Source organism: Thalassospira sp. CH_XMU1448-2 (assembly GCF_037027285.1).
GTDB classification, from domain to species: domain Bacteria; phylum Pseudomonadota; class Alphaproteobacteria; order Rhodospirillales; family Thalassospiraceae; genus Thalassospira; species Thalassospira profundimaris_C.
Map to the genome: position 1 here is coordinate 1,578,628 of NZ_JAYMEA010000001.1, position 21,373 is coordinate 1,600,000.

The 21,373-nt window shown below is 54.1% G+C and carries 21 protein-coding genes and 1 pseudogene (1 of these 22 cut by a window edge); 10 read left to right on the forward strand and 12 right to left on the reverse strand.

Features of this window, described 5'->3' with window-relative positions:
* Positions 1–121: 121 nt before the first annotated feature.
* Together WA318_RS07095 and purE are read right to left on the reverse strand one after the other, a co-directional pair.
* Positions 122–1,210, reverse strand: a complete 1,089-nt coding sequence (locus WA318_RS07095; RefSeq protein WP_336080420.1) for a 5-(carboxyamino)imidazole ribonucleotide synthase — start codon at positions 1,208–1,210, stop codon at positions 122–124.
* A gap of 116 nt (positions 1,211–1,326) precedes the next feature.
* Complete coding sequence (gene purE, locus WA318_RS07100) at positions 1,327–1,827, reverse strand: 5-(carboxyamino)imidazole ribonucleotide mutase (RefSeq protein ID WP_114099183.1); 501 nt, start codon at positions 1,825–1,827, stop codon at positions 1,327–1,329.
* Positions 1,828–2,089: 262 nt separating this feature from the next.
* Here purE and WA318_RS07105 point away from each other — a divergent pair, with 262 nt between their 5' ends.
* Positions 2,090–2,929: a GGDEF domain-containing protein gene (locus tag WA318_RS07105; protein ID WP_258548760.1), complete on the forward strand. Its 840-nt coding sequence runs from the start codon at positions 2,090–2,092 to the stop codon at positions 2,927–2,929.
* Positions 2,930–3,119: 190 nt separating this feature from the next.
* Here WA318_RS07105 and WA318_RS07110 read toward each other — a convergent pair whose 3' ends face one another.
* Positions 3,120–3,326, reverse strand: a complete 207-nt coding sequence (locus WA318_RS07110) for a YdcH family protein (protein WP_114099185.1) — start codon at positions 3,324–3,326, stop codon at positions 3,120–3,122.
* Positions 3,327–3,445: 119 nt separating this feature from the next.
* Between WA318_RS07110 and WA318_RS07115 the strand changes: the two genes are divergently transcribed.
* Together WA318_RS07115 and WA318_RS07120 are read left to right on the forward strand one after the other, a co-directional pair.
* Positions 3,446–4,552: an ATP-dependent 6-phosphofructokinase gene (locus WA318_RS07115; RefSeq protein WP_114099186.1), complete on the forward strand. Its 1,107-nt coding sequence runs from the start codon at positions 3,446–3,448 to the stop codon at positions 4,550–4,552.
* A 34-nt stretch (positions 4,553–4,586) separates the two neighbouring features.
* Positions 4,587–5,063, forward strand: a complete 477-nt coding sequence (locus tag WA318_RS07120; RefSeq protein ID WP_336080421.1) for a TIGR02444 family protein — start codon at positions 4,587–4,589, stop codon at positions 5,061–5,063.
* Positions 5,064–5,088: 25 nt separating this feature from the next.
* Here WA318_RS07120 and WA318_RS07125 read toward each other — a convergent pair whose 3' ends face one another.
* Positions 5,089–5,706 (reverse strand): UbiX family flavin prenyltransferase, encoded by a 618-nt coding sequence (locus WA318_RS07125; protein ID WP_114099187.1) that lies wholly within the window; start codon positions 5,704–5,706, stop codon positions 5,089–5,091.
* Positions 5,707–5,821: 115 nt separating this feature from the next.
* Between WA318_RS07125 and WA318_RS07130 the strand changes: the two genes are divergently transcribed.
* Positions 5,822–5,986, forward strand: coding sequence for a YdcH family protein (locus tag WA318_RS07130; RefSeq protein WP_114099188.1), 165 nt, complete (start codon positions 5,822–5,824; stop codon positions 5,984–5,986).
* A 396-nt stretch (positions 5,987–6,382) separates the two neighbouring features.
* Positions 6,383–8,277 (forward strand): annotated as a pseudogene (locus WA318_RS07135) (propionyl-CoA synthetase).
* A 112-nt stretch (positions 8,278–8,389) separates the two neighbouring features.
* Here WA318_RS07135 and WA318_RS07140 read toward each other — a convergent pair.
* Positions 8,390–9,625 (reverse strand): MFS transporter, encoded by a 1,236-nt coding sequence (locus WA318_RS07140; protein WP_336080422.1) that lies wholly within the window; start codon positions 9,623–9,625, stop codon positions 8,390–8,392.
* A complete protein-coding gene (locus WA318_RS07145; RefSeq protein ID WP_336080423.1) occupies positions 9,622–10,191 on the reverse strand; it encodes a GNAT family N-acetyltransferase in 570 nt (189 codons plus the stop codon). Before WA318_RS07145 ends, WA318_RS07140 begins: the two co-directional genes overlap by 4 nt.
* 99 nt (positions 10,192–10,290) lie before the next feature.
* Between WA318_RS07145 and WA318_RS07150 the strand changes: the two genes are divergently transcribed.
* Positions 10,291–11,232, forward strand: a complete 942-nt coding sequence (locus tag WA318_RS07150) for a LysR family transcriptional regulator (protein WP_336080424.1) — start codon at positions 10,291–10,293, stop codon at positions 11,230–11,232.
* Here WA318_RS07150 and WA318_RS07155 read toward each other — a convergent pair.
* The 3 genes from WA318_RS07155 to WA318_RS07165 all read right to left on the reverse strand — a co-directional run bounded on the left by WA318_RS07155 (position 11,211) and on the right by WA318_RS07165 (position 14,182).
* Entirely contained in the window at positions 11,211–12,020 is an 810-nt protein-coding gene (locus WA318_RS07155) for a DeoR/GlpR family DNA-binding transcription regulator (RefSeq protein ID WP_114099192.1), read from the reverse strand. The two genes, WA318_RS07150 and WA318_RS07155, sit on opposite strands and share 22 nt — an antisense overlap.
* A 166-nt stretch (positions 12,021–12,186) precedes the next feature.
* The gene (locus WA318_RS07160) at positions 12,187–12,867 is read right to left on the reverse strand and encodes a DUF1013 domain-containing protein (RefSeq protein ID WP_114099193.1); all 681 of its coding nucleotides are present in this window, start codon (positions 12,865–12,867) and stop codon (positions 12,187–12,189) included.
* A 307-nt stretch (positions 12,868–13,174) separates the two neighbouring features.
* Complete coding sequence (locus WA318_RS07165) at positions 13,175–14,182, reverse strand: NAD(P)H-quinone oxidoreductase (protein ID WP_336080425.1); 1,008 nt, start codon at positions 14,180–14,182, stop codon at positions 13,175–13,177.
* A 121-nt stretch (positions 14,183–14,303) separates the two neighbouring features.
* Here WA318_RS07165 and WA318_RS07170 point away from each other — a divergent pair, with 121 nt between their 5' ends.
* On the forward strand, positions 14,304–14,492 hold the full coding sequence (locus WA318_RS07170; RefSeq protein ID WP_258548763.1) for a DUF1192 domain-containing protein: 189 nt from the start codon (positions 14,304–14,306) through the stop codon (positions 14,490–14,492).
* A 501-nt stretch (positions 14,493–14,993) separates the two neighbouring features.
* Complete coding sequence (locus WA318_RS07175) at positions 14,994–15,443, forward strand: DUF1465 family protein (protein ID WP_336080426.1); 450 nt, start codon at positions 14,994–14,996, stop codon at positions 15,441–15,443.
* 105 nt (positions 15,444–15,548) lie between these two features.
* Here WA318_RS07175 and WA318_RS07180 read toward each other — a convergent pair whose 3' ends face one another.
* Entirely contained in the window at positions 15,549–17,378 is a 1,830-nt protein-coding gene (locus WA318_RS07180; protein ID WP_336080427.1) for an adenylate/guanylate cyclase domain-containing protein, read from the reverse strand.
* Between the two features lie 256 nt (positions 17,379–17,634).
* Entirely contained in the window at positions 17,635–17,859 is a 225-nt protein-coding gene (rpmE, locus tag WA318_RS07185; protein ID WP_114099196.1) for a 50S ribosomal protein L31, read from the reverse strand.
* 278 nt (positions 17,860–18,137) lie between these two features.
* On the opposite strand from rpmE, the gene cyaY reads away from it, so the two are divergent.
* Both cyaY and WA318_RS07195 read left to right on the forward strand, forming a co-directional pair.
* On the forward strand, positions 18,138–18,470 hold the full coding sequence (gene cyaY, locus WA318_RS07190) for an iron donor protein CyaY (protein ID WP_336080428.1): 333 nt from the start codon (positions 18,138–18,140) through the stop codon (positions 18,468–18,470).
* 46 nt (positions 18,471–18,516) lie between these two features.
* Positions 18,517–20,313, forward strand: a complete 1,797-nt coding sequence (locus WA318_RS07195; protein ID WP_336080429.1) for an ABC transporter transmembrane domain-containing protein — start codon at positions 18,517–18,519, stop codon at positions 20,311–20,313.
* A 165-nt stretch (positions 20,314–20,478) separates the two neighbouring features.
* Here WA318_RS07195 and WA318_RS07200 read toward each other — a convergent pair whose 3' ends face one another.
* A protein-coding gene (locus WA318_RS07200) for a M23 family metallopeptidase (protein ID WP_258548764.1) crosses the window boundary here: on the reverse strand, positions 20,479–21,373 show its 3' portion. Its footprint extends 416 nt past the window's final position; only the last 895 of its 1,311 coding nucleotides appear in the window; the start codon falls outside the window, past its right edge; its stop codon occupies positions 20,479–20,481.

Below are 21,373 nucleotides of genomic sequence, written 5' to 3' on the forward strand. Positions count from 1 at the left end.
CCGGCACAAAATGCCAGATCGGTATTTGATGGGGTAACGTGATGAAACACATATGAAAAAGCCCCGGATACACAGGGTATCCGGGGCCCGAAAGATGACTGGTCGGTCGTGTTCGTCCGGGTTATTTCGGCAGAACCCAGGTGACATGACCCATTTTACGGCCCGGCTTTGCTTCGGCCTTGCCATAAAGGTGCAGTTTGGCGTTCGGCTCGGTCAAAATTGCCTGCCAGTCATTGATGTCGTCGCCCAGAAGGTTTTTCATGCGCGCTTTGGAATGATGGGCCGGATCGCCAAGAGGCAGGCCACACACAGCACGGATGAACTGTTCGAACTGGCTGGTGATACAGGCATCAATGGTCCAGTGACCGGAATTGTGCGGGCGCGGTGCGACTTCATTGACCAGAATGTCGCCATCGGTGGTGACAAACATCTCGACCGCCAGAAGACCGACAAACTCCATCGCCGTAACCAGCTTGATCGCGATGTCTTCAGCCTTCTTCGACAGGCTGTCGGCAATTTCAGCCGGGGCGACGGTCACATCAAGGATGTGGTTGGTATGCACATTCTCAACCGGGCAGAAGCAGGCGGTATCCCCCTGAACACCGCGGGCGACAATGACGGAAATCTCGCGTTCAAAGGAAATGAAGCCTTCAAGGATGGCCTCGGCACCTTTCATCTCGTCCCACGCCTGTGCCAGATCGGTATCGGCACTGATCTTGACCTGACCTTTGCCGTCATAGCCAAGCTCGGTCGTTTTCAGAACCGACGGGCGGCCAAGTTTGGCAACGGCTGCTTCAAGATCGGCAAGCGAACGGACGGCCTCGAACGGTGCGGTGCCGATGCCGTGTTCATTGCAAAAGGTCTTTTCGCGCAGACGGTTCTGGGAGAGATGCAGGCATTTCCAGCCCGGACGGACCGGAACCAGTTCGGACAGCAATTTGACGCTGTCATGGGGAACATTTTCAAACTCGAAAGTGACAACATCGACATCTTCGGCAAAGGCACGCAGTGCATCAAGATCGGTGTAATCGGCAATTGTCGCCTTGGCACAGACCTGCTCGGTCGGGCTGTCGGCACCCGGGCCGAAAACATGGACCTTATAGCCGAGCTCGGCGGCACAGAAGGCAGCCATGCGGCCCAGCTGGCCGTTGCCCATGATACCGATGGTGCTCCCCGGTGCGATTACGCGCGTGTCGAAATCCTGCGTCATGTATTCCTCGATCAAAATTCTTCCCGATAGGGAAAAGATTGCCTGCAATCAGACAATCATCAAATCTGGTTTGCGCAAAATAAAAACGCGCCCGGTTGGGCGCGCCTGTATTGCGATCACAGTGCCGGATCAACCGGCTCGTCTGCGACCGATGCGGTCTGGGCTGCGCGCCAGTCATCAAGGCGCGTGGCAAGCCCGTCATCCATCAGTGCCATGATTTCAGCGGCCATCAGGCCGGCGTTCTTTGCCCCGGCCGAGCCGATGGCAAGGGTTCCGACCGGAACGCCGCCCGGCATCTGGACGATGGAAAGAAGGCTATCAAGACCCTTAAGCGTGCGGCTCTGAACCGGAACACCAAGAACCGGAAGCGGGGTCATCGCCGCCGCCATGCCCGGAAGATGGGCCGCACCGCCAGCACCGGCGATAATGACCTTAAGACCGCGCGATTTTGCCGTTTTGGCATAATCATAGAGGCGATCAGGGGTGCGGTGAGCCGAGACGATTTTGGTCTCATAAGGCACATTCAGCGCATCGAGGACATCTGCGGCGTTTTTCATGGTTTCCCAGTCAGACTGGCTTCCCATGATAATGCCGATGACCGGCGTTTGATCGCTCATGATAGCGGCTCCGTATACGGGCTGTTTCGTGAAGGGCCGCATTATATGCAGCGCGGGCCATCATGCAAGCCTGCTTGCGCCTTGCCGGACTTGCATCTTTCTTTAAATTTTTCTTATTTACGGTCAAAAATTCCATGCTATACGATGGTGTAGATTTCCTACCCTTACTGTCGATTGAATTTATGTGGAAATTGACAGTACCTTTGATTTATTATTTACAAATAACTCATATAACTGTGCAGGTAGCACGGGAAGGTCAGACATGAAGGTCACAAGGCCCGGTTCAATTACACCCTCTATGGGGGGAGGGGATGGAAGATTTCCATCAAATCCATACGGAATTCATGCCTATGGCAGGGACGCCGGAAAACGGCGTGCGCCCAATCGCGACCATCAGATCGATATAGATACGGATAATCTTCCCGATACGGTCGAGGAAGAAGTTCCGTTTCACACATCTGACATCGCCAATGTTCTGGGCATCCCGGATAATCAGGTGACACCGGCGGTTGAACAGGCAATCGGTCGTTTGATGGTGCGCATCAATGGCCTGACCGAAAACCTCAATGATCTCAAGAGACGCCATGCCCGACTGGCGCGGCTTGAAGGGCGCGACCCGTTTACCGGTGCGCTTGGTCGTCCGACTTTCATGCAGATTCTTGAAAACGAAGTTTCCCTGATCGGGACGGATCGCACCAACAGGATCGTTCTGATTTGTGAACTGTTTAATATCGAAGATATTTTGCAGCGCTACGGTCAGGAATGCAAAGACGGTCTGTTTAACTATGTCCGCAGGATCATTGCCGATTTTGTCATGGCACCGCATCATCTGGGCTATCTTGGTTGCAATGACTTTGTTGCCCTGATGTATAATGTTGATCAGGACGATGTTTTGCAGCGTGTTGATGCGATCACGCGCTGGCTGCATCAGAATCCCTATCCCCACAAAGACAAGTTCATCCCGATTGTTCCGGTGTTCGGATTTTATCAGTCTGCCAGCGGTGATACGGTCGATTCAATCCTTCGTGGTGCCGATGCGGCTTTGCGGGCGCAAAAGGAAATGCTTCTGGCCAAGCTTGATCGTATCCCGTACGGGATTTGATACCGGTTCTCGTAATGAGATGTCCGACATTGTGCCTGCGTTCAGATTTTCTTGTTGTCATGTCCAAACGATTATCCCCCGAACGATAAGAACGGGGGATTTGGTATGTTCGAACCAGGCACGAGGCTTATGGCAAGAGAACAAGTTTTCTGGTTGGGCGATCCGTCAAACAGGAGTCTGACCGGTGTGATCAGGCGATAATGTCGGGAACAAGCTGCGACTCGACATAACGAATTTCGTCTTTAAGGGCGAGTTTACGCTTTTTCATGCGCCCGAGACGCAACTGATCATGATGGGGGGCCTGCACCATCTGTTCGATGGCGATATCAAGATCACGGTGTTCCTCGCGCAACGAAAGAAGTCTCTTTTCAATCTCGATCTGATTGATTTCGTCCATTTTTGATCCAGCTTAATAATCAACGCGAAGGGGAAGTGATATTAACAGATATCAGATGGGCAACCCATATGATTTGTATCACCCTTTAAACAATGATGACGACAATGGGAAGGAAACGCATGCGGATCGGGATTTTGACCAGTGGGGGCGATTGCGCCGGATTGAATGCGGTCATTCTGGCGGTCGTCCGACGTGCGGTACTTGGATATGGCTGGGATGTCGTGGGTATCCGTCAGGGCACGCATGGCCTGATGCAGGATCCCCCGCAGGCCATTGACCTTAATGATCAGGTCAATAATGACGGTATGCTGCGGCTTGGCGGGACGATCCTTGGTACGATCAACAAGGGTGATCCGTTCCACTATCCCATGCCCGATGGCAGCTTTGCCGACCGTTCCCGGGAAGTGATTGATGGCTATCACAAGCTTGGTCTTGATGCGCTGATCGGGGTTGGCGGCGATGGCAGCATGGCCATCCTTCACCGTCTGGCCCGGATGGGGGGCATCAATCTGGTGGGTATTCCCAAAACCATCGATAACGATCTGGCCCAGACCGAATATTCGGTGGGCTTTACCACGGCGGTGAATGTCGCGGTCGAGGCCCTTGACCGGTTGCAGCCGACTGCGGCGTCGCATGATCGCATCATGATCCTTGAGGTCATGGGGCGCGATGCCGGGCATATCGCCCTGTTTGCCGGGGTTGCAGGTGGCGCTGATGCCATTCTGATCCCGGAAATGGACTATGATCTTGATGCCCTGACCGAACATTGCCTGAATATTCGCAAGCGTGGACGCAATCATGCTCTTGTCATTGTGGCCGAGGCGGTCAAGCGCGATGACGGGGCCGCAGTGACGCAGGGCGATGACGGCCAGAAAGTCCGTTATGGCGGTATTGGTCATTGGCTGGCTGACGAGCTTGGCGCGAGGACCGGCTGGGAAACCCGTGTGACGGTCTTGGGGCATGTGCAGCGTGGCGGGATACCATCACCGCGTGACCGGGTAATTGCATCGGCTTTTGGCGTGCATGCGGTTGATCTGGTTGCCGAACAGAAATTCGACCGTGTCGTCGCCTGGTCAAAACGCAAAGTGGTCGATGTCGCGATGGAAGATGTTATTGTTGGTCCCCGGCTTGTGGATACGGCCGGGACCATGGTGTCGACGGCCAAGGGGCTTGGTGCCTATCTTGGTCATCCGCCAAAGGTGGCGCGTACGGCAAAGACCGTGTGATACAAAAAGAAACCCGCAGGATACGAGCAGTTTGGTGATTGATCAGGACGAAGTATGGCGCTTTACAGTCGCGATGTATGGTCGCGACGGCGTGGCAAAACTGTGTCTGGAATTGCAGGAACGCTGCGGACTTGATGTGAACATGCTGCTGTTCATGTTCTTTCTTGGCCAGAAGGGACTGGCACCGCACAGTGTTTGTTCGCTTGAAGAATCCGTACGCGACTGGCGGGACAATGTGATCATCCCGCTTCGCCAGACGCGCCGCTTCATGCGCGATGATCCGCGTCCCGATGTGCAGGAATTGCGCCAAAAGGTCAAATCTGATGAATTGCAGGCAGAGCAGATCGAACAGCATATTCTGTGCGACGCAGTAGAACCGATCCCGTCAGAGGACCCGTTTTCTGCCGCGCGGGCCTATTTATCCCCCAACCGGTTTGACCTTGAACAGGATGATTGCGACCAGGCGGTTAGTCGTCTGATCGCAATGATGGGGCTTTTATCCGCGCCATAGGACAGAATGGTCTGACGTGGAATTCTTAATCCCGGTTTCTGGGTTTGCCGGTTACAGGGATGTGATTGGCAGCATCTTCATCGCCCCAACGTGCCGTTTCGGGCAAATCGATATCAAACAGGTCGAGAACCCGGCCACAGCTTTGCGTGACCATTTCATCAAGTGACTGTGGACGGGCGTAGAATGCCGGGACCGGCGGGGCAATGATTGCACCGTTTTCCGTGGCCTGCGCCATATTGCGGATATGCCCGGCATGAAGCGGGGTTTCACGCACCATCAGAACAAGGCGGCGACGTTCCTTGAGCATCACATCGGCAGCGCGCGCAATCAGATTGTCCGCGACTCCGCTTGCGACCTCGGCCAGAGACTTCATCGAGCAAGGCGCAATGACCATACCGCGTGTGCGAAACGATCCCGACGCAATCGACGCGCCGATGTCGGAATTATCATGGAGGACGTCTGCCATCTCCTTGATTTCGCGAATTTTAAAGTCGGTCTCATAGGCGATGGTGCGCTCGGCTGCCTTCGAAAGAACCAGATGAGTCTCGATCGGCGTGTTTTTCAGCAACTGTAAAAATCGTATGCCATAAATCACCCCGGATGCACCGGTTATGCCGATGATAAGTCGATCTTTTTGTGTCATGCCGATCCTTGCTGGACTGTGTTCGAGTTCACGGTGATGATCGAAACACTGGAAATCATGTTACGAAATTAATACCATCTTCTTGTGGGCAATGTCAGATATAAGGAGTAGGCGAATGAGCGTTCAAAGCCATATCGAAGCTCTTACTGCCAAACATGCTGCACTTGAGCAGGAACTCCACCTCGAGACGCGCCGTCCGGCGCCCGATGATTCCCTTGTCGCAGACATTAAACGTCGCAAGCTTGAAATCAAGGACGAGATACGCCGAATAACCCATTAGCCGTCCGGTCATGGCCAAACGCGTGATGAAAAACATGCGACTAACCATGAAGACGGTTTGACGACCTCACAGATTTCCTAACTCTTGCTTTTGCCGCCTCCGATTGTCGCCCACGCGTGAGGCGGCAACTTTATGTCTGCGCTTCAAATCCTTTGGCGGCACCCCCAGATACATTCATATGCCCGAACAGATACGCATGATCGCGAAATTCCGATCACGCACCTGTCAGTTTTGAGTAATTGTAATCCGCAGAAAACTGCGCCTTACCGACGCTCTACCAATGTCTAAGGGGTAAGTGTGAATTAAATAGGTATTATGATGCCGATTTATTCGCACGTCACAAATACGCGTTCTGCATGAGCACAAGACTCATCACCGCGGGAGGAAATTTCGCCAATGACTGGTCGTTATCAGGAAGCCTATGATCGCTCGATCACCGACAAGGAAGGTTTCTGGGCAGAAGCAGCCGAAAACATTTCATGGTACCGCAAATGGGACCGCGTTCTTGATGACAGCAACGCGCCGTTTTATCGCTGGTTCACCGGTGGCGAAGTCAATACCTGCTACAATGCGCTGGACCGCCATATCGAAAATGGTCGTGGCGATCAAACAGCCCTGATCTATGACAGCCCGGTCACCAATACGGTTGAAAAATTCACCTATCACCAATTGCGCGAAGAGGTTTCCCGCCTTGCCGGGGCTTTGCATGCGCGCGGGGTGACCAAGGGTGATCGTGTGATCATCTATATGCCGATGATCCCGCAGGCTGCGATGGCGATGTTGGCCTGTGCGCGTATCGGTGCCATTCATTCAGTGGTGTTTGGTGGCTTTGCCTCGAACGAACTTGCCACCCGTATCAATGACGCCAAACCCAAGCTGATCCTGAGTGCAAGCTGTGGCATCGAGGGATCACGGGTGATTGAATATAAGCCGCTGCTTGATCGGGCCATTGATATGGCAACGCACAAGCCATCAGGCGTCATCCTGTTCCAGCGCCCGCAATGTGATGCGCCACTGATTGATGGGCGCGATTATGACTGGACGGTCGAATGTGCCAAGGCCGCACCATCTGATTGCGTCCCGGTCGCCGCGACTGATCCGCTTTATGTTCTTTACACATCAGGCACCACTGGTCAGCCCAAGGGCGTTGTGCGTGACAATGGCGGGCACATGGTTGCCCTGCAATGGTCGATGAAAAACATCTATGGCGTTGAGGCCGGCGATGTTTACTGGGCCGCGTCCGACGTTGGCTGGGTGGTCGGGCATTCCTATATCGTTTACGCGCCGTTACTGGCGGGCTGTACGACTGTTATGTATGAAGGAAAGCCCGTTGGTACCCCGGACGCCGGTGCCTTCTGGCGGGTGATTTCCCAACATAAGGTCAAGGTTCTGTTTACCGCGCCGACGGCATTTCGGGCGATCAAGCGCGATGATCCCAAGGCCGCCCATATGGCCAATTATGATCTGGGCTGTCTTGAGGCACTTTATCTTGCAGGCGAACGGTCCGATCCCGATACCCTGCAATGGGCGGAAAGCAGCCTTGGCGTACCCGTCATTGATCACTGGTGGCAAACCGAAACCGGCTGGTCGATCTGTGCGAACCCGCGCGGGATTGAACTTCTGCCGATCAAATACGGATCGCCGACGGTTGCTGCCTGTGGCTGGGATGTCCAGGTTCTGGATGAAGCAGGCAAGCCGCTTCCACGCGGACAGATCGGAGCATTGGCCGCCAAACTTCCGCTGCCACCGGGAACTTTGCCGACCCTTTGGCAGAATGACGACCGTTTCAAGTCATCCTATCTTGAAGAATTCCCAGGCTATTACGCTACGGGTGATGCGGGCTTCATTGATGAAGACGGCTATATCTATGTCATTCGCGTACGGATGACATCATCAATGTTGCCGGACATCGCCTCTCGACCGGGGCAATGGAAGAAGTCCTTTCCGGGCATAAGGATGTTGCCGAATGTGCTGTGATTGGCGTTCATGACGACCTTAAGGGGCAATTGCCACTTGGCTTTGTGGTTCTGAAGGCCGGTGTGACCCGCCCGCATGACGCGATCCTTGCCGAAGTGGTTGCGATGGTCCGCGATCAGATTGGTCCGGTCGCGGCCTTCAAGCAGGCAACTGTGGTGGATCGTCTTCCCAAAACCCGGTCTGGCAAGATCCTGCGCAAGACCATGCGATCAATTGCCGATGGCGAAAGCTACAACACACCGGCCACCATTGATGACCCGGCAATCCTTCCGGAAATTGCCGAGGCCCTGAAAGAAATCGGATACGCAAAATAACACCCGAGATCCCGTAAGCACGGATACTCCCAGCTCTTTCATCACAGAGCACACCTTGCGCCTGCCATCCCCGATTGGCAGGCGTTCTTTTTTGAGGCCCTTGTTGCGGATTTCACAAAGGTTCTGTTGCGGGCATTTTTGCCAATCCCGGGGGCAGCCTTCGAAAAAGGATCACCGCGCAAACAAAGGCAATCAGCAACAAACCGCTGGATGCCCAGATTGCTGATTGCGGACCAAAACGCGAAATCAGCTGGTCATAAAGACTGGGGGCAATCGCAGACAGGAAAAATCCGGGCACCAGCAAGCGCCCGACCTGCTGCCCATAGCCGCGCTTGCCAAAAATCATCAGCGGCAAGGTACCGCGCGTAATGGTCAAAACGCCGTTGGCAGCCCCATAGAGCAATGTAAAACTCATGGCTGCAATGACGTAAGGATCACCAATCAGAACAAGCAGGAAGGAAACCGGGAGCACGGCGGTTGCGATGACGGTCAGTTTGGTTGGCGCAAGGCGTTTGCCAAACAGGACTTCTGCTGCACGGGCGACGGATTGACCGATGCCGCGTAGGCTGGCGGTTTCAATAGCCAGCATGGTGCCAAGCCCGATCCCGATCAGAACCGCAATCATATGTGCCGACATTGCCGCATTCACAACATTCAGAACCGTAACAATGACGGCATACAGGATGCCGCATAAACCTTGTCGGGGCAGTGGGGCAGGAACACTTTGCAGCACAGATGAAGTACCTGTGCCGCTATGCTTTTCATTCTGGAAAGGCACTTCAGGATGTGTTTCGCGGTCAACGGATGGCATCATCAAATGCAGGGGCACGGTCAAAAGGGCAAAGCCCGCATAGCTTGCAAGGGCTGTGGTGATGCCAAACTGGCCTTCGATCAGATGCCCCAATGGCCAGAATACAGTCGAAGCCAATCCGCCAAACAGGGTGATTTGCCCCATCGCCCGTCCCGCGTTCGGGCCACCGATCCGGGCCAGTGTGGCAAAGGCTGCATCATACAGGGTCGCGCGCATCCCAATGCCCAAGATGATCCAGCCGATAAAATGAAGGACGATCTGATCGCCAAAGGCGAGGATCAGACACCCAAGGGCATTAAGAAGGGAACCGGCCAAAAGAACCGGGCGACCCCCATATAGGTCAATCAGTCGGCCACAGGTTGATGAACATATCCCCATGACCAGAAGGGCGCATGAAAAGCCACCATAAATCACCGCACTGTCCCAGCCATTGCGCGCGGCAAGGGCTGTACCGAAATTCCCGATCAGGTAATAGGCCGTTCCCCAGCTGATCAGCTGGGCAAGACCAAGGGCAATAATCGTGCGCGGCCGGATCATTGGCCTGTCGGACCGGGCAGGGATGGTTTGTCCTCCCCAAGGGGGCGCTGCATCAGAACCGAGTCAAGCCACCGGTCAAACTTGAAGCCGACTTTATGAAAAACGCCGGTAGGCTCAAAACCATGTTTGCGATGAAGGGCAATCGAGGCGTGATTGGCGCTGTCGCCAATTGCCGCGATCATCTGGCGCCAGGGGCCTGCTTCACATCGGGCAATCAGATGTTCCATCAAAAGACTTCCGATACCCTGACCGGTGCAATCGGGTGCAACATAGATCGAGTTTTCAACAGTATGGCGATAGGCGGTGCGTGGTCGATAGGAACTGGCATAGCAATAGCCAACAATGACATCACCCCGGATGGCAACCAGATAGGGCATGCCCTTGTCGCGGATTGCCTGAAACCGGTTGGTGATTTCATCAATGTCGGGCGGGATTTCTTCAAAGGAGGCCGTGCCGGTCAGGACATGATGGCGATAAATCGCAGTCACCTGATCCATATCGGTATCGGTTGCATTGCGGATTGTCAGGCTGTTCGCAGGGATGGTTTCGTGGGTCGTCAGGCACATAATGTTGTCCGGTGTTGATTTGTTTGACCAGACAGTAAGTCGAACCATATCATAACGGAAGATTTGAAATATTATGCATGTCATAAGGAAAATTTTGATATGCGAGCACTTAACCTTGATCAGCTTCATACCTTTGCCGATGTTGTGACCCTTGGCAGTTTTTCCGCCGCAGCGGCGAAGCTCAATCTTAGCCAACCGGCTGTGAGCCAGCAGGTGCGCCAGCTTGAAGACAGGCTGGGGGTGAAGTTGATTGAACGGGTTGGCAAGCGGGCGGAGCCGACCGTAGCAGGGCAGGCGTTGCTTGCTCATATTGGCGGTATTGATGCATCAATCCGCTCTGCACTTGATGCCGTTTCGGTTTTTGCCGACGGGCTTGCCGGACAGGTCCGGATCGGAACCGGGGCGACGGCCTGCATCTATTTCCTGCCTGCCATTCTTGAACAGCTGCAACGGGCCTTTCCGAAACTTGAAATTATGGTGAGGACCGGCAACACAGGCGATATCATTCGCGCGATTGAAGATAACCAGCTTGATCTTGGTCTGGTTACCATGCCGTGCAGTGGTCGGAGCCTGTCGATCACGCCGGTGATGACCGATCCTTTTGTGGCGATCTTTGCCGATGACGCAGATGTGCCAGACGTCATTCATCCCGGTGATCTCGAAACGCAGCCATTGGTTCTTTATGAACGCGGTGGTCTTACCCGCACACTTGTCGATGACTGGTTACGCGATGCCGGTATCGCCGGGCACTCGGTAATGGAGCTTGGTTCTGTCGAGGCGATAAAGGAACTGGTCGGTGCGGGGATCGGTGCAACGATCCTGCCTGAGATGGGCGCACGTCCGGGCCGGACACAATTCCCGATCAAGACCCGCCCTTTGATGCCAGCCCTGTCGCGTGAACTTGCAATTGTCATGCGCAGGGACAAGACATTAACCCCGGCCCTGCGCGAAGTCCGCAAAAGTCTGATGGCCGCTGCGGAAACCCGCGAAGCACAAAGACGTGCAGCACAATCGGCAGATCAGTCTTCTTCGGGCACGTAAAATGTCGGAAACTCGGCGTTGGGTTCGGGCATGAACATCGTTACACCCGCACGGGTGATCATTTGCAGGATGTGGTCAGGCGGCGTGCAATCTGTGAAAAATGCGCTGACATCGGTGATTGATCCACCCCGAACCACGGCATTTCGGCCAAACTTGGTGTGATCGGCAACCAGATATGACTTGCGCGCATTTTTCAGGATTGCTGATCGCGCACGAACTTCCTGTTCATCGAAATCAAGAAGACTGCCATCCGGGTCGATACCACCGACACCGAAGATACCATAATCAACCTTGTAGCTGTTAAAGAACGCCTCGACCTCTGGTCCCAGAACGTCCCGGTCACGGTTGCGCAAACGACCACCAATCAGGGTTACATCAAAGCTATCATTGGTCGCGGCCACATAGGCAACATTCAGATTGTTGGTGAAAATCCGCAAATCGCGATGCTGCAAAAGCGCACTCGCCACCAGTTCAGGCGTGGTGCCGATTGAAAAGAACAACGAAGCTCCATTGGGAATTTCGCGTGCAACAAGGGCTGCGATCTTGCGTTTTTCATTGACGTTCAGAACCTTGCGGGCCCGGTAGGCAATGTTTTCATGTTCAAGCGCGGGTTCTACACCCCCGTGGCGGCGACGCAGCAACCCTTCATCACAAAGGGCGTTCACATCGCGGCGGATGGTCTGAGGTGTGACGTCAAAGCGTTCGGCAAGTTGATCGATGGTGCGAAAACCGTCGGCGCGTACAAGTTCGACAATGCCAGCCTGGCGTTCAGTTGGACGTTTTTGCATGGAAACGTTTCTTCGGTGTTGTTCGTTCGAAAGCAGGCGAATGGTATGTCGCGCATATGTCGGTTGCGTTACGGTTTAGCGGCAATCATGTGAAACAAACTTTATGCAATAAGAGCCGGATAACCCAAAGAAAAAAGGCCGCCCGTCGGGCGACCTTTTGTTTTGATCAGGAGCGGAAGAGATTTTCGGCCGCTTCCATGTAGTCGGAAGTTTTCGGCTCGTCCTTCTTCTCGGCAGCTTTTTTGCCCGGATAATCTGGTTCCGGGTTGATCTGCAATTCTTCGGGCAGCGGATCCGGCTCGACATCGCGGGCGATTTTTTCCGGGTTCTTCGAACGTGCGATCACAACCTGCTTTTCAAGGTCAAGTTCGGTGCAAAGGCCCATGGTAACCGGGTTGCGCGGGGTCAGGTTGGCGGAATTCCAATGGGTCCGGTCGCGGATCTTGCCAATGGTATCCTTGGTGGTACCGATCAGTTTGCAAACCTGCGCGTCAGACAGCTCCGGGTGATGCTTCAGCAGCCACGCAATCGCATTCGGGCGATCCTGGCGCTTGGAAACCGGGGTGTAACGGGCACCTTTGGACTGCGCACGCGGGCGTGGCAGATCGGTTTTTGCCATTTTCAGGAATTCACGCGGATCTTTTTCACAGCGCGCAATTTCATCCTTGGTCAGCTGACCATTGGCAACCGGATCAAGTCCGACGATACCCTGACTGACGTCACCATCAGCGATTGCCTGAATTTCAAGCTCGTGAAGCTCGGTAAAGGCGGCAATCTGCCGGAACGACAAGCCGGTATTGTCGATAAGCCATACAGCGGTTGCTTTGGGCATGAGGGGCTGTGCCATAATTCCTCCTGTTTCCTTCTTTCTCTCTGGAGACCGGCGTTGGGTATGAGCCCAAAAAGCGCGGGAATCTTTGCCCCAGAATATAATCTCTTTTGGTGGTCCGGCAATGCTGCAAAGGCAACCAAGGGGTGATCCAGGGTTGCCGCGCATCGTCGGAGCCGCCATTGCGTTCTTTTCGATCAATGTGCGGGTAAATGCAACAATCTGTTGCGGTCTTGTGAAAAGAATATTTCTTTTCGATCCGCAATCATAGTCATGTTGCGATGGAACGGTCAGATAAACTGTTCAGACCAGCATCCATCAACGATCAATCGACTTCCAGTATCACTTTTCCGATGTGTGCGCCACCCTTCAATATGGCATGCGCGCCCTGTGCATCGGCAAACGGGACGGTTTTATAGATCACCGGGCCAATTTTACCGTCTTCGATCATCGGCCAGACCCGGTTGCGCAGGGCATCGGCGATTGCGGCCTTGCTGGCGACAGGTTGCGCACGCAAAGTCGATCCCATCAGTGTCAGACGTTTAAGCAACAGCGGGGTGAAATTGGTTTCGGCCTTGGGGCCGCGCAAGAAGGCAATGATCAATATCCGCCCCTCGACGGCTGCGGCCTTGAAATTGCGGCTGACATAGTCCCCCGCCACCATATCAAGAATGACATTCGCCCCCTTGCCATCGGTCGCTGCCATCACGTCTTCGACGAAATCCCGGGTCTTGTAATTGATGGCAATATCCGCGCCAAGATTAAGGCAAGCCTCGCATTTCTCGTCGCTGCCCGCGGTGGCGATGACCTTGGCGCCAAACGCCTTGGCAAGCTGGATGGCGGTTGTCCCGATGCCCGAAGTCCCGCCATGCACAAGGAATGTTTCCCCGTTTGCAAGTCCGGCCTTGTCAAAAACATTGTGCCAGACAGTAAAGAAGGTCTCGGGAAGGCCCGCAGCCTCAATCATTGAAAGACCCCTGGGAACAGGAAGGCACTGCGCGGCTGGCACGGTGGTATACTGGGCATAGCCGCCACCGGTTACCAGTGCGCACACATGATCACCAACATTCCAGCCGGTTACATTGGCGCCAAGTGCCACAATCTCACCCGCCAGTTCCAATCCTGGAATATCCGATGCACCGGGCGGCGGCGGGTACATGCCCGCGACCTGCATCAGATCAGGGCGGTTCACACCCGCGGCACGAACCCGAACCAGAACATCATCATCGCCAAATACCGGAACATCAATCTCGCCCAGTGCCAGATAGGGCGCATCGGCATCCTTGCGAATTTCGACGGCTTGCATTTTCGATGGCAATTGATGATTGGGCATGGTGACCTCCGTGGCGAAAAGTTAGTTTAATACCTATCTAGGGTCGGTGCCGAATTCAATTGCCCAAATGGTGCACGGAACCGTTCGGCAAAGGTTTGATTGCAGGATATGGAGGACAAGCGTGGACGAAGAAGAACTCGGCAATTTCATGAAGGGGGCTTTTGGTCTGCCGCGCAGCCTTGAAGGCATGTCGGTGGATAGCCTGAAGGAGTATCGCGTCGCTCTTGAACAGGAAGTCAAACGGGTCGATGCCGCACTTGAGCATCGCAAGGGCGCGCATGCCGGCGCAGAGGCATTGTTCAAGAGTTAGGGCAAAGTATCGACAAGAGTTGGAGAGGCGGTTTGAAGTCTCTCCAAACACTAGACGTGAGGATAGAGATTTTAAACCTGAGGTTAATTGAAATTTAAACTTATCGTCTTATATGTGGAATAGAGGGTCATCTGTTGACCCCCTTGTCGAACGTGATGTTTCGATGCCTCCCTGTTAAACTGAGCCGCCCTTTTGGGGCGGTTCTTTTTCTTTGTCTTGTATCTTCAAATACTTGTATGGCGCGGATTGCGCGGGATTGCCGCAGATTGAGTGCGCAAAATACGTAAAAGGGTACGGGTTAATACGTATTGTCACATTTGTGCCATGAATAGCCTTGACCGCTTATGAACCGCTGGCTAAAGTTCGGCCACAAGAAAAACAAAACCAAAAAAGTCCGGCAAGTTTAGCAGGTTGAGGTGAGACCGCCCCGAAAGTGGGCGGTCTTTCTATTTGGGGCTTCTGTGTCTTGAAGCCGCCCCGGGCCTTTCCAATATTATATGGATGACATATGAGCATCCCCCGGCGTCGCAGAAGGCGTCATATCAGAGCAACTTCTCGGTCATTCACTTCTCGCGAACATATGACGAAGCCTTTACGCTGCTCGTAGAGGCGCGCAATTACCTTTCTGCTCACAGAAGCCAGCGCGGCAAAAAGCAAAATAGCGGTGAAGCGATTGCACGGTGTGTCGAAGAAATGCGCATGACCACCCGTCTGATCCGGGCCATGGCCTGGTTGCTTGCTGTACGTGCGGTCGAAGAGGGGGAAATCCAGTGGGAAGAGGCGGTTGATGTCGACAACCTGATGGTTGACCTTCGGGTCTGTCTTGAAGAGCGCAACGAGACTTACGAGTTTCTGTCACCAGGACTGGTCGATCTGATGCATCGTGCACAGGCGCTTTATATGCGAACGGCCCGAATGGAACTTCAGGTCGCCGCGCGTTGTGCCAACTGATTGCCTGAGAATCCCGAAATCAAGCAGAGAACATACCCCCGCTTGGGCAAAGGCCCCGGGCAGTCGGGTTCTGACGATGATTGAAGTGATCAATATCGGGGGATGTCAGGCGCGGGATTGAACCTGGAATACTTCGACCGGTTCAGCAAAGCCTTTCATCTGACGTGTTCCCATCGAGACAAAAGCAGCGCGGCTACCACTATAGGTGTCTTTGACGTTGGCTGATACCAGCGTTTCGTCACCGCCTGCCTGTGCACATACGCGTGCGGCAAGCTGAACAACGGTGCCAAACAGGTCATTTTCTTCGGCAATCGCCTCGCCGGCATTAATGCCGATGCGAATCTGGAATTTCATATCCTGTGAGGCATTGTGGATTGCCATATTCTTCTGAATTTCAATCGCTGCTTCGACAGAGCTGGCAGAAGACGGGAACACGGCCATAATGCCGTCGCCCATATGCTTGACTTCCTTGCCATAGTTATTGATCAGGGCCGTGCGAACGATCTGGTTATGAATATGGACCATTTGCTGGGCGCCATGATCGCCCAGTTCCTGGGTTTTGGCTGTCGAATTGACAATGTCGGTAAACATCAGCGCATGAAGCTTCTTGCCTGCTGCCCCTTGCGGACCTGCGGCGGGCTTTTCGCTCCAGTTCGCGATGGCGCGCGAAACTGACGTCATGATGCTTTTCTCGTCTCTAAGGTAGGCATCCATCGATTCGCGACCAGCGCCGTACATATCCTTGTATTTCGGCTCAAGGATGTAACTGTCTACATTTTTGCAGAATGTATCGGCCATGCTTTTGTTCGCGCCAAGGGCCGAGATACAGTCACGCAAAACCGCGCGCCCGTCTCTTTGCTCCAGGGCGTTCTTTTCGCTGCAGGCATCACAGGCACCCGCGACATACAGATTGACGCCAAATTTATGATAGGCATCAAGAACCGGCACAGTGCGTTTGATCGCCTGCATCGACCCGGAGATGAAGTTTTTCATCTGATCGCGGGTGGCTCGCATTTCCCTGGTCTCGACCAGTGGTCGATCAGGCGTATCATCAATCGGGGCGTCTTTTGCCTCGTCCTTCGATGCGTCATCCGTGCTTTCAACCGATGCGTCCGTATCAGCATCGTTATCCTCTTGGGCCAGTTCTGCTGCCATCTCGGCGGCTGTTTTTCGCGTCACAGAAGTTTGTGCTGCTGTGGCGCTGCCGGACAGACTTGCGCGGGATACCTTGTCGCGCGCCTGTCTGGGCGACCGGCTTGTTGATGCTTTGGTTCGGCTGCGTCCTTTGAATTTCTTGGTCACAGCCATCAGCATCGGCACGACGCTGGCAAGGAAGCCAATCGTAAAGGACATGAAGTTGGCTTTGTCATAAAAGCCCTGACTGATATGCATGCCCATACTTGGCAGATATTCAAGCCCCTTGGCCGCTACAAGCATCGTTGCCAGCCCGATCGCAATCGCGATGCAAAAGGCAATCATCATCTTGAGAGCAAGACCAAAAATGCTTTGGCCTTCCTCTGCAACGGCACGAGCAGGGCGTCGTTTGACAGGTTCAGCTGTTGCAGTACTGCTTTCCGTACTGTCAGAAGCTGCCTCGGCGGGGGCCGGGGATGGTGCCGGACGCGAGGCAGGTGCCTTGGCCTGTGCTTGCGGGCGGGATGCCTTTGGCTTGCTTTGGACGTTACTGTTTTCCAGGCGGCCCTGACCACGCGTTTCGTAGACGACATATTCGTCCGAACTGTTGGTCGCGTGATTATAGACTTCGCGAATCACTTTGACGCCCGAAACATGGTTCGCGCGTTCAATATTCTTCGCTTCTTCTTCAGCCTGTTTTTTTTGCGCACCAGTAAAGTGGCCGTGGATCTGCCAACGGCCTGAGCGGTCTTTTACATAGACCTCATAGCTTACCTGATTACGCGCCGCCACTTGGTTCATCTATAAACCTGGTCGTTTTGACAAGCCAAAGAGGGCGGCGAATTAAATGCCACCCTGTCCTGACAAATGGAATTATGGCAAAAAAAAGCCGGGATAACCATCAGATATGCTGCATAGCAGACCAGATTTGTCGTCATTGGCAGTTTTTTGTGTGGTCTGCTCCATCAATCAATGGTTCAGACAAAGAAAAACGCCCGCAGCATCAATCAGATGCAACGGGCGCTGATCCCACAGAACACAGAAATGTGTTCTTTGCTTAGTTGCCGATATTGAAACCAGCGAAGCGCTTTTTGAACTTAGCAAGCTGCCCGCCGCTGTCCAGAAGACGGTGAACACCAGTCCAAGCCGGATGGCTTTTCGGATCGATGTCAAGCTTCATCACGTCGCCCGGATTGCCCCAGGTCGACTGCGTGGTGAAGGTGGTGCCGTCAGTCATCTGAACGGTGATCTCATGGTAATCGGGATGGATATCTTTTTTCATCGCCTAATCACTCCGGAATTTGAAGCGCGGTGTATAGTGTAAAAAATCGGCTCGCGCAACCCCTGTAACCGGTTTTATCCAATTAACGCCAAATGAGGGGAGTGCAGTAACGATCTCGCGGTCATGTAGCAGCCGCAGACACAGGTTTCAAGCTTTTCTCGCAAGGTGCATCTTATGCATACTTGCACAGCACACTTTATATAGTATGGTGCGCCAACAATTGATTATCGCCTTGCCGGGGCCAAACGCGCTTCCGGCGACAGACGGAGAACAAGACTGTGGCCCTTGAGGAAACCCGCTTCCATCAGATTGCAGATGAAACAATCGAGACCCTCTCTGATGTCATTGATGACGCGCTGGGCGATGAGCTTGAAGTCGATTTGCAATCTGGCATCCTGACAATCGAACTCGATTCGGGTGAGCAATTCATTATCAACAAGCATGGTCCGAACCGTCAGGTCTGGCTCTCTTCACCGGTCAGTGGTGCAAGTCACTATGACTTTGACGAAGATAACGAGACCTGGACATCAACGCGTGGTTCGACCACGCTTCATGATCAGCTTGCGATGGATATTGCGGTGAAAACCGGAAACAAACTTGATCTTGGCTGATCTCTGAGCGGCTTTGTCGTTCCCAATGCATACGGGATAAAGTGCCTTGGCGCGTACACCTTCTGCTTCTGCAAAACTGATTGATCGTGAAACCAGCCGGAACCTGTCGTCACTGAGGGCGATCGTTCCCTTTGTTCTGAAATACCGGTTGCAGCTGGTCGGGGCCTTGCTTGCGCTGGTGACGGCATCGGGAACCGTTCTTGCCCTTGGCAATGGTTTGCGCATGCTGGTCGATGAAGGCTTCGCTGACGGCGATGGCGGTCTGCTTGACCGGGCACTGTTCGTTCTGTTTGCCGTGACCCTGCTTCTGGCGGGGGCAAGCTATATGCGCTTTTTCCTGGTCTCCTGGATCGGGGAGCGGGTTGTCGCCGATATCCGCTCTGCCGTGTATCGCCATATCATCCGTCTTGATTCCGCATTTTTTGAAGTGACCCGGACCGGTGAGGTTCTTTCGCGTCTGACGACGGACACCACACTTTTACAATCTGTCATCGGATCGAGTGTTTCGATCGCCTTGCGCAATGCGTTGATGTTTGTCGGTGGTCTGACGATGCTTGCCATCACCAGTCCGAAACTGACCGCCCTTGTTCTTCTGGTCGTGCCTCTGGTTGTGATCCCGATTGTCGGCTATGGCCGCCGGGTGCGCCGCCTGTCGCGCGAATCCCAGGATCGGATTGCGGATGTCAGTGCCTTTTCCGAGGAAACGCTGAATGCGTTGCGCACGGTTCAGGCCTATACCCACGAAGAAATCGAAAGCACGCGCTTTAACGGCCATGTCGAGGGGGCATTCAAAACGGCTGTCGCCCGTATCTCGGCCCGTGCCCTTCTGACTGCTATTGTTATTGTCATGGTGTTCGGGGCAGTTGGCACGATCCTCTGGATTGGGGGGCATGACGTCCTTGATGGCGTGATTTCAGCGGGCGAGCTTTCTGCCTTTGTATTTTATGCGGTGGTTGTCGCCGGATCGGTCGGTGCTATCAGTGAAGTGATCGGTGATTTGCAACGCGCCGCCGGGGCGGCCGAACGTCTTGTTGCCTTGCTGGAAACCGAACCAAAGATTGCAGCACCCGAAAATCCGGTGACTTTGCCGGTCCCGCATCAGGGGCATGTCAGTTTTGAAGATGTCACGTTCCATTATCCGGCCCGTCCGGATCGATCCGCACTCGAAGGTCTGACCCTTTCGGTCAGGCCGGGTGAAACGGTTGCGCTGGTCGGGCCATCAGGGGCGGGGAAAACCACAGTCTTCCAGTTGCTGCTGCGTTTCTATGATCCGGACAAAGGTGCAATTCGGGTGGATGGTGTTGATATCCGCGAAGCTGATCCGGTCGATGTGCGTGAACGCATTGGTCTGGTTGCACAGGATCCGGTGATCTTTGCTGCCAATGCCTGGGACAATATTCGCTATGGGCGCCCGGGTGCCAGTGATGCTGATGTCCGTGCCGCAGCCGAAGCCGCGCATGCCAGTGAGTTCCTTGACCGTCTGCCCGATGGCTTTAACACCTATCTTGGTGAAAAAGGTGTCCGGTTGTCTGGTGGTCAGCGTCAGCGTATTGCAATCGCACGTGCGATCTTGCGCAATCCGTCGATCCTGCTGCTTGATGAAGCCACCAGTGCACTGGATGCGGAAAGCGAACAGGTGGTGCAAAAGGCGCTTGAAACCATCATGGCAGAGCGGACGACGCTTGTGATTGCCCATCGCCTGGCCACAGTGCTGCATGCCGACCGGATTGCGGTGATTGATGATGGCAAGCTGGTTGCGATCGGCACCCATCAGGAATTACTTGAAACATCCCCGCTTTATGGCCGCCTGGCCAAGCTGCAATTTGATCGAGATGCGGCCTGATCAGGGTCGCAGGTTTGTTCAGCGTTAATCGCAAGAATGGTTTCGATCAATTGAGGCTATGCTGGGTAGCATCGCCCGTCTCATGATGATCACCTGAAGCGGTTTCAAAAAAAAGCCTGCCCGACATGACGTGGGGCAGGCTTTTTTATCTGGTTCGGCTTTGGGTTATTCGGCGCTGGCAATCTTTCGGTTATCAAGGGATAGCTCGGCATATTGCTTGCGCAGGATGTCGGCATCCGCAAGGAAGGTCTTCAGCTCATCACCTTTAAGCTTTTTGCCACTTGGCATCTTGACGCGGATCGGGTTGACCTGCGCATTGTTTTTCAGGATCTCGTAATGAAGATGCGGGCCGGTTGATGCGCCTGTGCTTCCGACATAGCCGATCACGTCACCCTGTTTGACGCGGGATCCCTGTTTGAGGCCTTTGGCAAAACCCTTCATATGGGCATAGGCTGTTTCATAGGAATCATTGTGACGGATGCGGATGTAATTGCCATAACCGCCATTGCGGCCAATTTTGGCAATCGTGCCATTGCCGGCGGCAAAGATCGGGGTGCCGCGCGGGGCGGCAAAATCAATGCCCTTATGCATCTTGGTATAGCCAAGGATCGGATGCTTGCGCTGGCCGAATCCTGATGACAGGCGCGCACCATTGATCGGGGTCCGCATCAGTGCGCGGCGATAGGATTCACCCTTCTGATTATAGAAGTCGGTTTCACCGTTGCTGTCGGTATAGGAATAAAGACGTACTTCATTGCCGCTCAGGGTCATGCTGGCATAAAGCACATCACCATAGCGTACGCGCTCACCCTTGTCGTTCTCGAGCTCCTGATACATGACTTCGAAACTGTCACCTGGCTGGATGTCGCGCTGGAAGTCGACTTCATAGGAATACAGTTCGATCAGATTCATCAGAACAGGGATCGGAACGCCATTGCGCTCGGCCGCCAGAAACAGGCTCTGTTCGATGGTGCCAGAAGCGACATTCTTTTTGGTGGTCAGTTCGATCTTGTCTGACGATGCTTCAAAACCGTTATCGGTACGCGAGACCGAAACAATG

Excerpts from the sequence above, each read along its gene's own strand:
- WA318_RS07175 (WP_336080426.1), top strand. The coding sequence starts at position 14,994 with ATGACATATGAGCATCCCCCGGCGTCGCAGAAGGCGTCATATCAGAGC.
- WA318_RS07165 (WP_336080425.1), bottom strand. The coding sequence starts at position 14,182 with ATGCCCAATCATCAATTGCCATCGAAAATGCAAGCCGTCGAAATTCGC.
- WA318_RS07155 (WP_114099192.1), bottom strand. The coding sequence starts at position 12,020 with ATGCAAAAACGTCCAACTGAACGCCAGGCTGGCATTGTCGAACTTGTA.
- WA318_RS07150 (WP_336080424.1), top strand. The coding sequence starts at position 10,291 with ATGCGAGCACTTAACCTTGATCAGCTTCATACCTTTGCCGATGTTGTG.
- WA318_RS07180 (WP_336080427.1), bottom strand. The coding sequence starts at position 17,378 with ATGAACCAAGTGGCGGCGCGTAATCAGGTAAGCTATGAGGTCTATGTA.
- WA318_RS07125 (WP_114099187.1), bottom strand. The coding sequence starts at position 5,706 with ATGACACAAAAAGATCGACTTATCATCGGCATAACCGGTGCATCCGGG.
- WA318_RS07115 (WP_114099186.1), top strand. The coding sequence starts at position 3,446 with ATGCGGATCGGGATTTTGACCAGTGGGGGCGATTGCGCCGGATTGAAT.
- WA318_RS07160 (WP_114099193.1), bottom strand. The coding sequence starts at position 12,867 with ATGGCACAGCCCCTCATGCCCAAAGCAACCGCTGTATGGCTTATCGAC.
- WA318_RS07140 (WP_336080422.1), bottom strand. The coding sequence starts at position 9,625 with ATGATCCGGCCGCGCACGATTATTGCCCTTGGTCTTGCCCAGCTGATC.
- WA318_RS07130 (WP_114099188.1), top strand. The coding sequence starts at position 5,822 with ATGAGCGTTCAAAGCCATATCGAAGCTCTTACTGCCAAACATGCTGCA.
- WA318_RS07110 (WP_114099185.1), bottom strand. The coding sequence starts at position 3,326 with ATGGACGAAATCAATCAGATCGAGATTGAAAAGAGACTTCTTTCGTTG.
- rpmE (WP_114099196.1), bottom strand. The coding sequence starts at position 17,859 with ATGAAAAAAGATATCCATCCCGATTACCATGAGATCACCGTTCAGATG.
- purE (WP_114099183.1), bottom strand. The coding sequence starts at position 1,827 with ATGAGCGATCAAACGCCGGTCATCGGCATTATCATGGGAAGCCAGTCT.
- WA318_RS07095 (WP_336080420.1), bottom strand. The coding sequence starts at position 1,210 with ATGACGCAGGATTTCGACACGCGCGTAATCGCACCGGGGAGCACCATC.
- WA318_RS07105 (WP_258548760.1), top strand. The coding sequence starts at position 2,090 with ATGAAGGTCACAAGGCCCGGTTCAATTACACCCTCTATGGGGGGAGGG.
- WA318_RS07145 (WP_336080423.1), bottom strand. The coding sequence starts at position 10,191 with ATGTGCCTGACGACCCACGAAACCATCCCTGCGAACAGCCTGACAATC.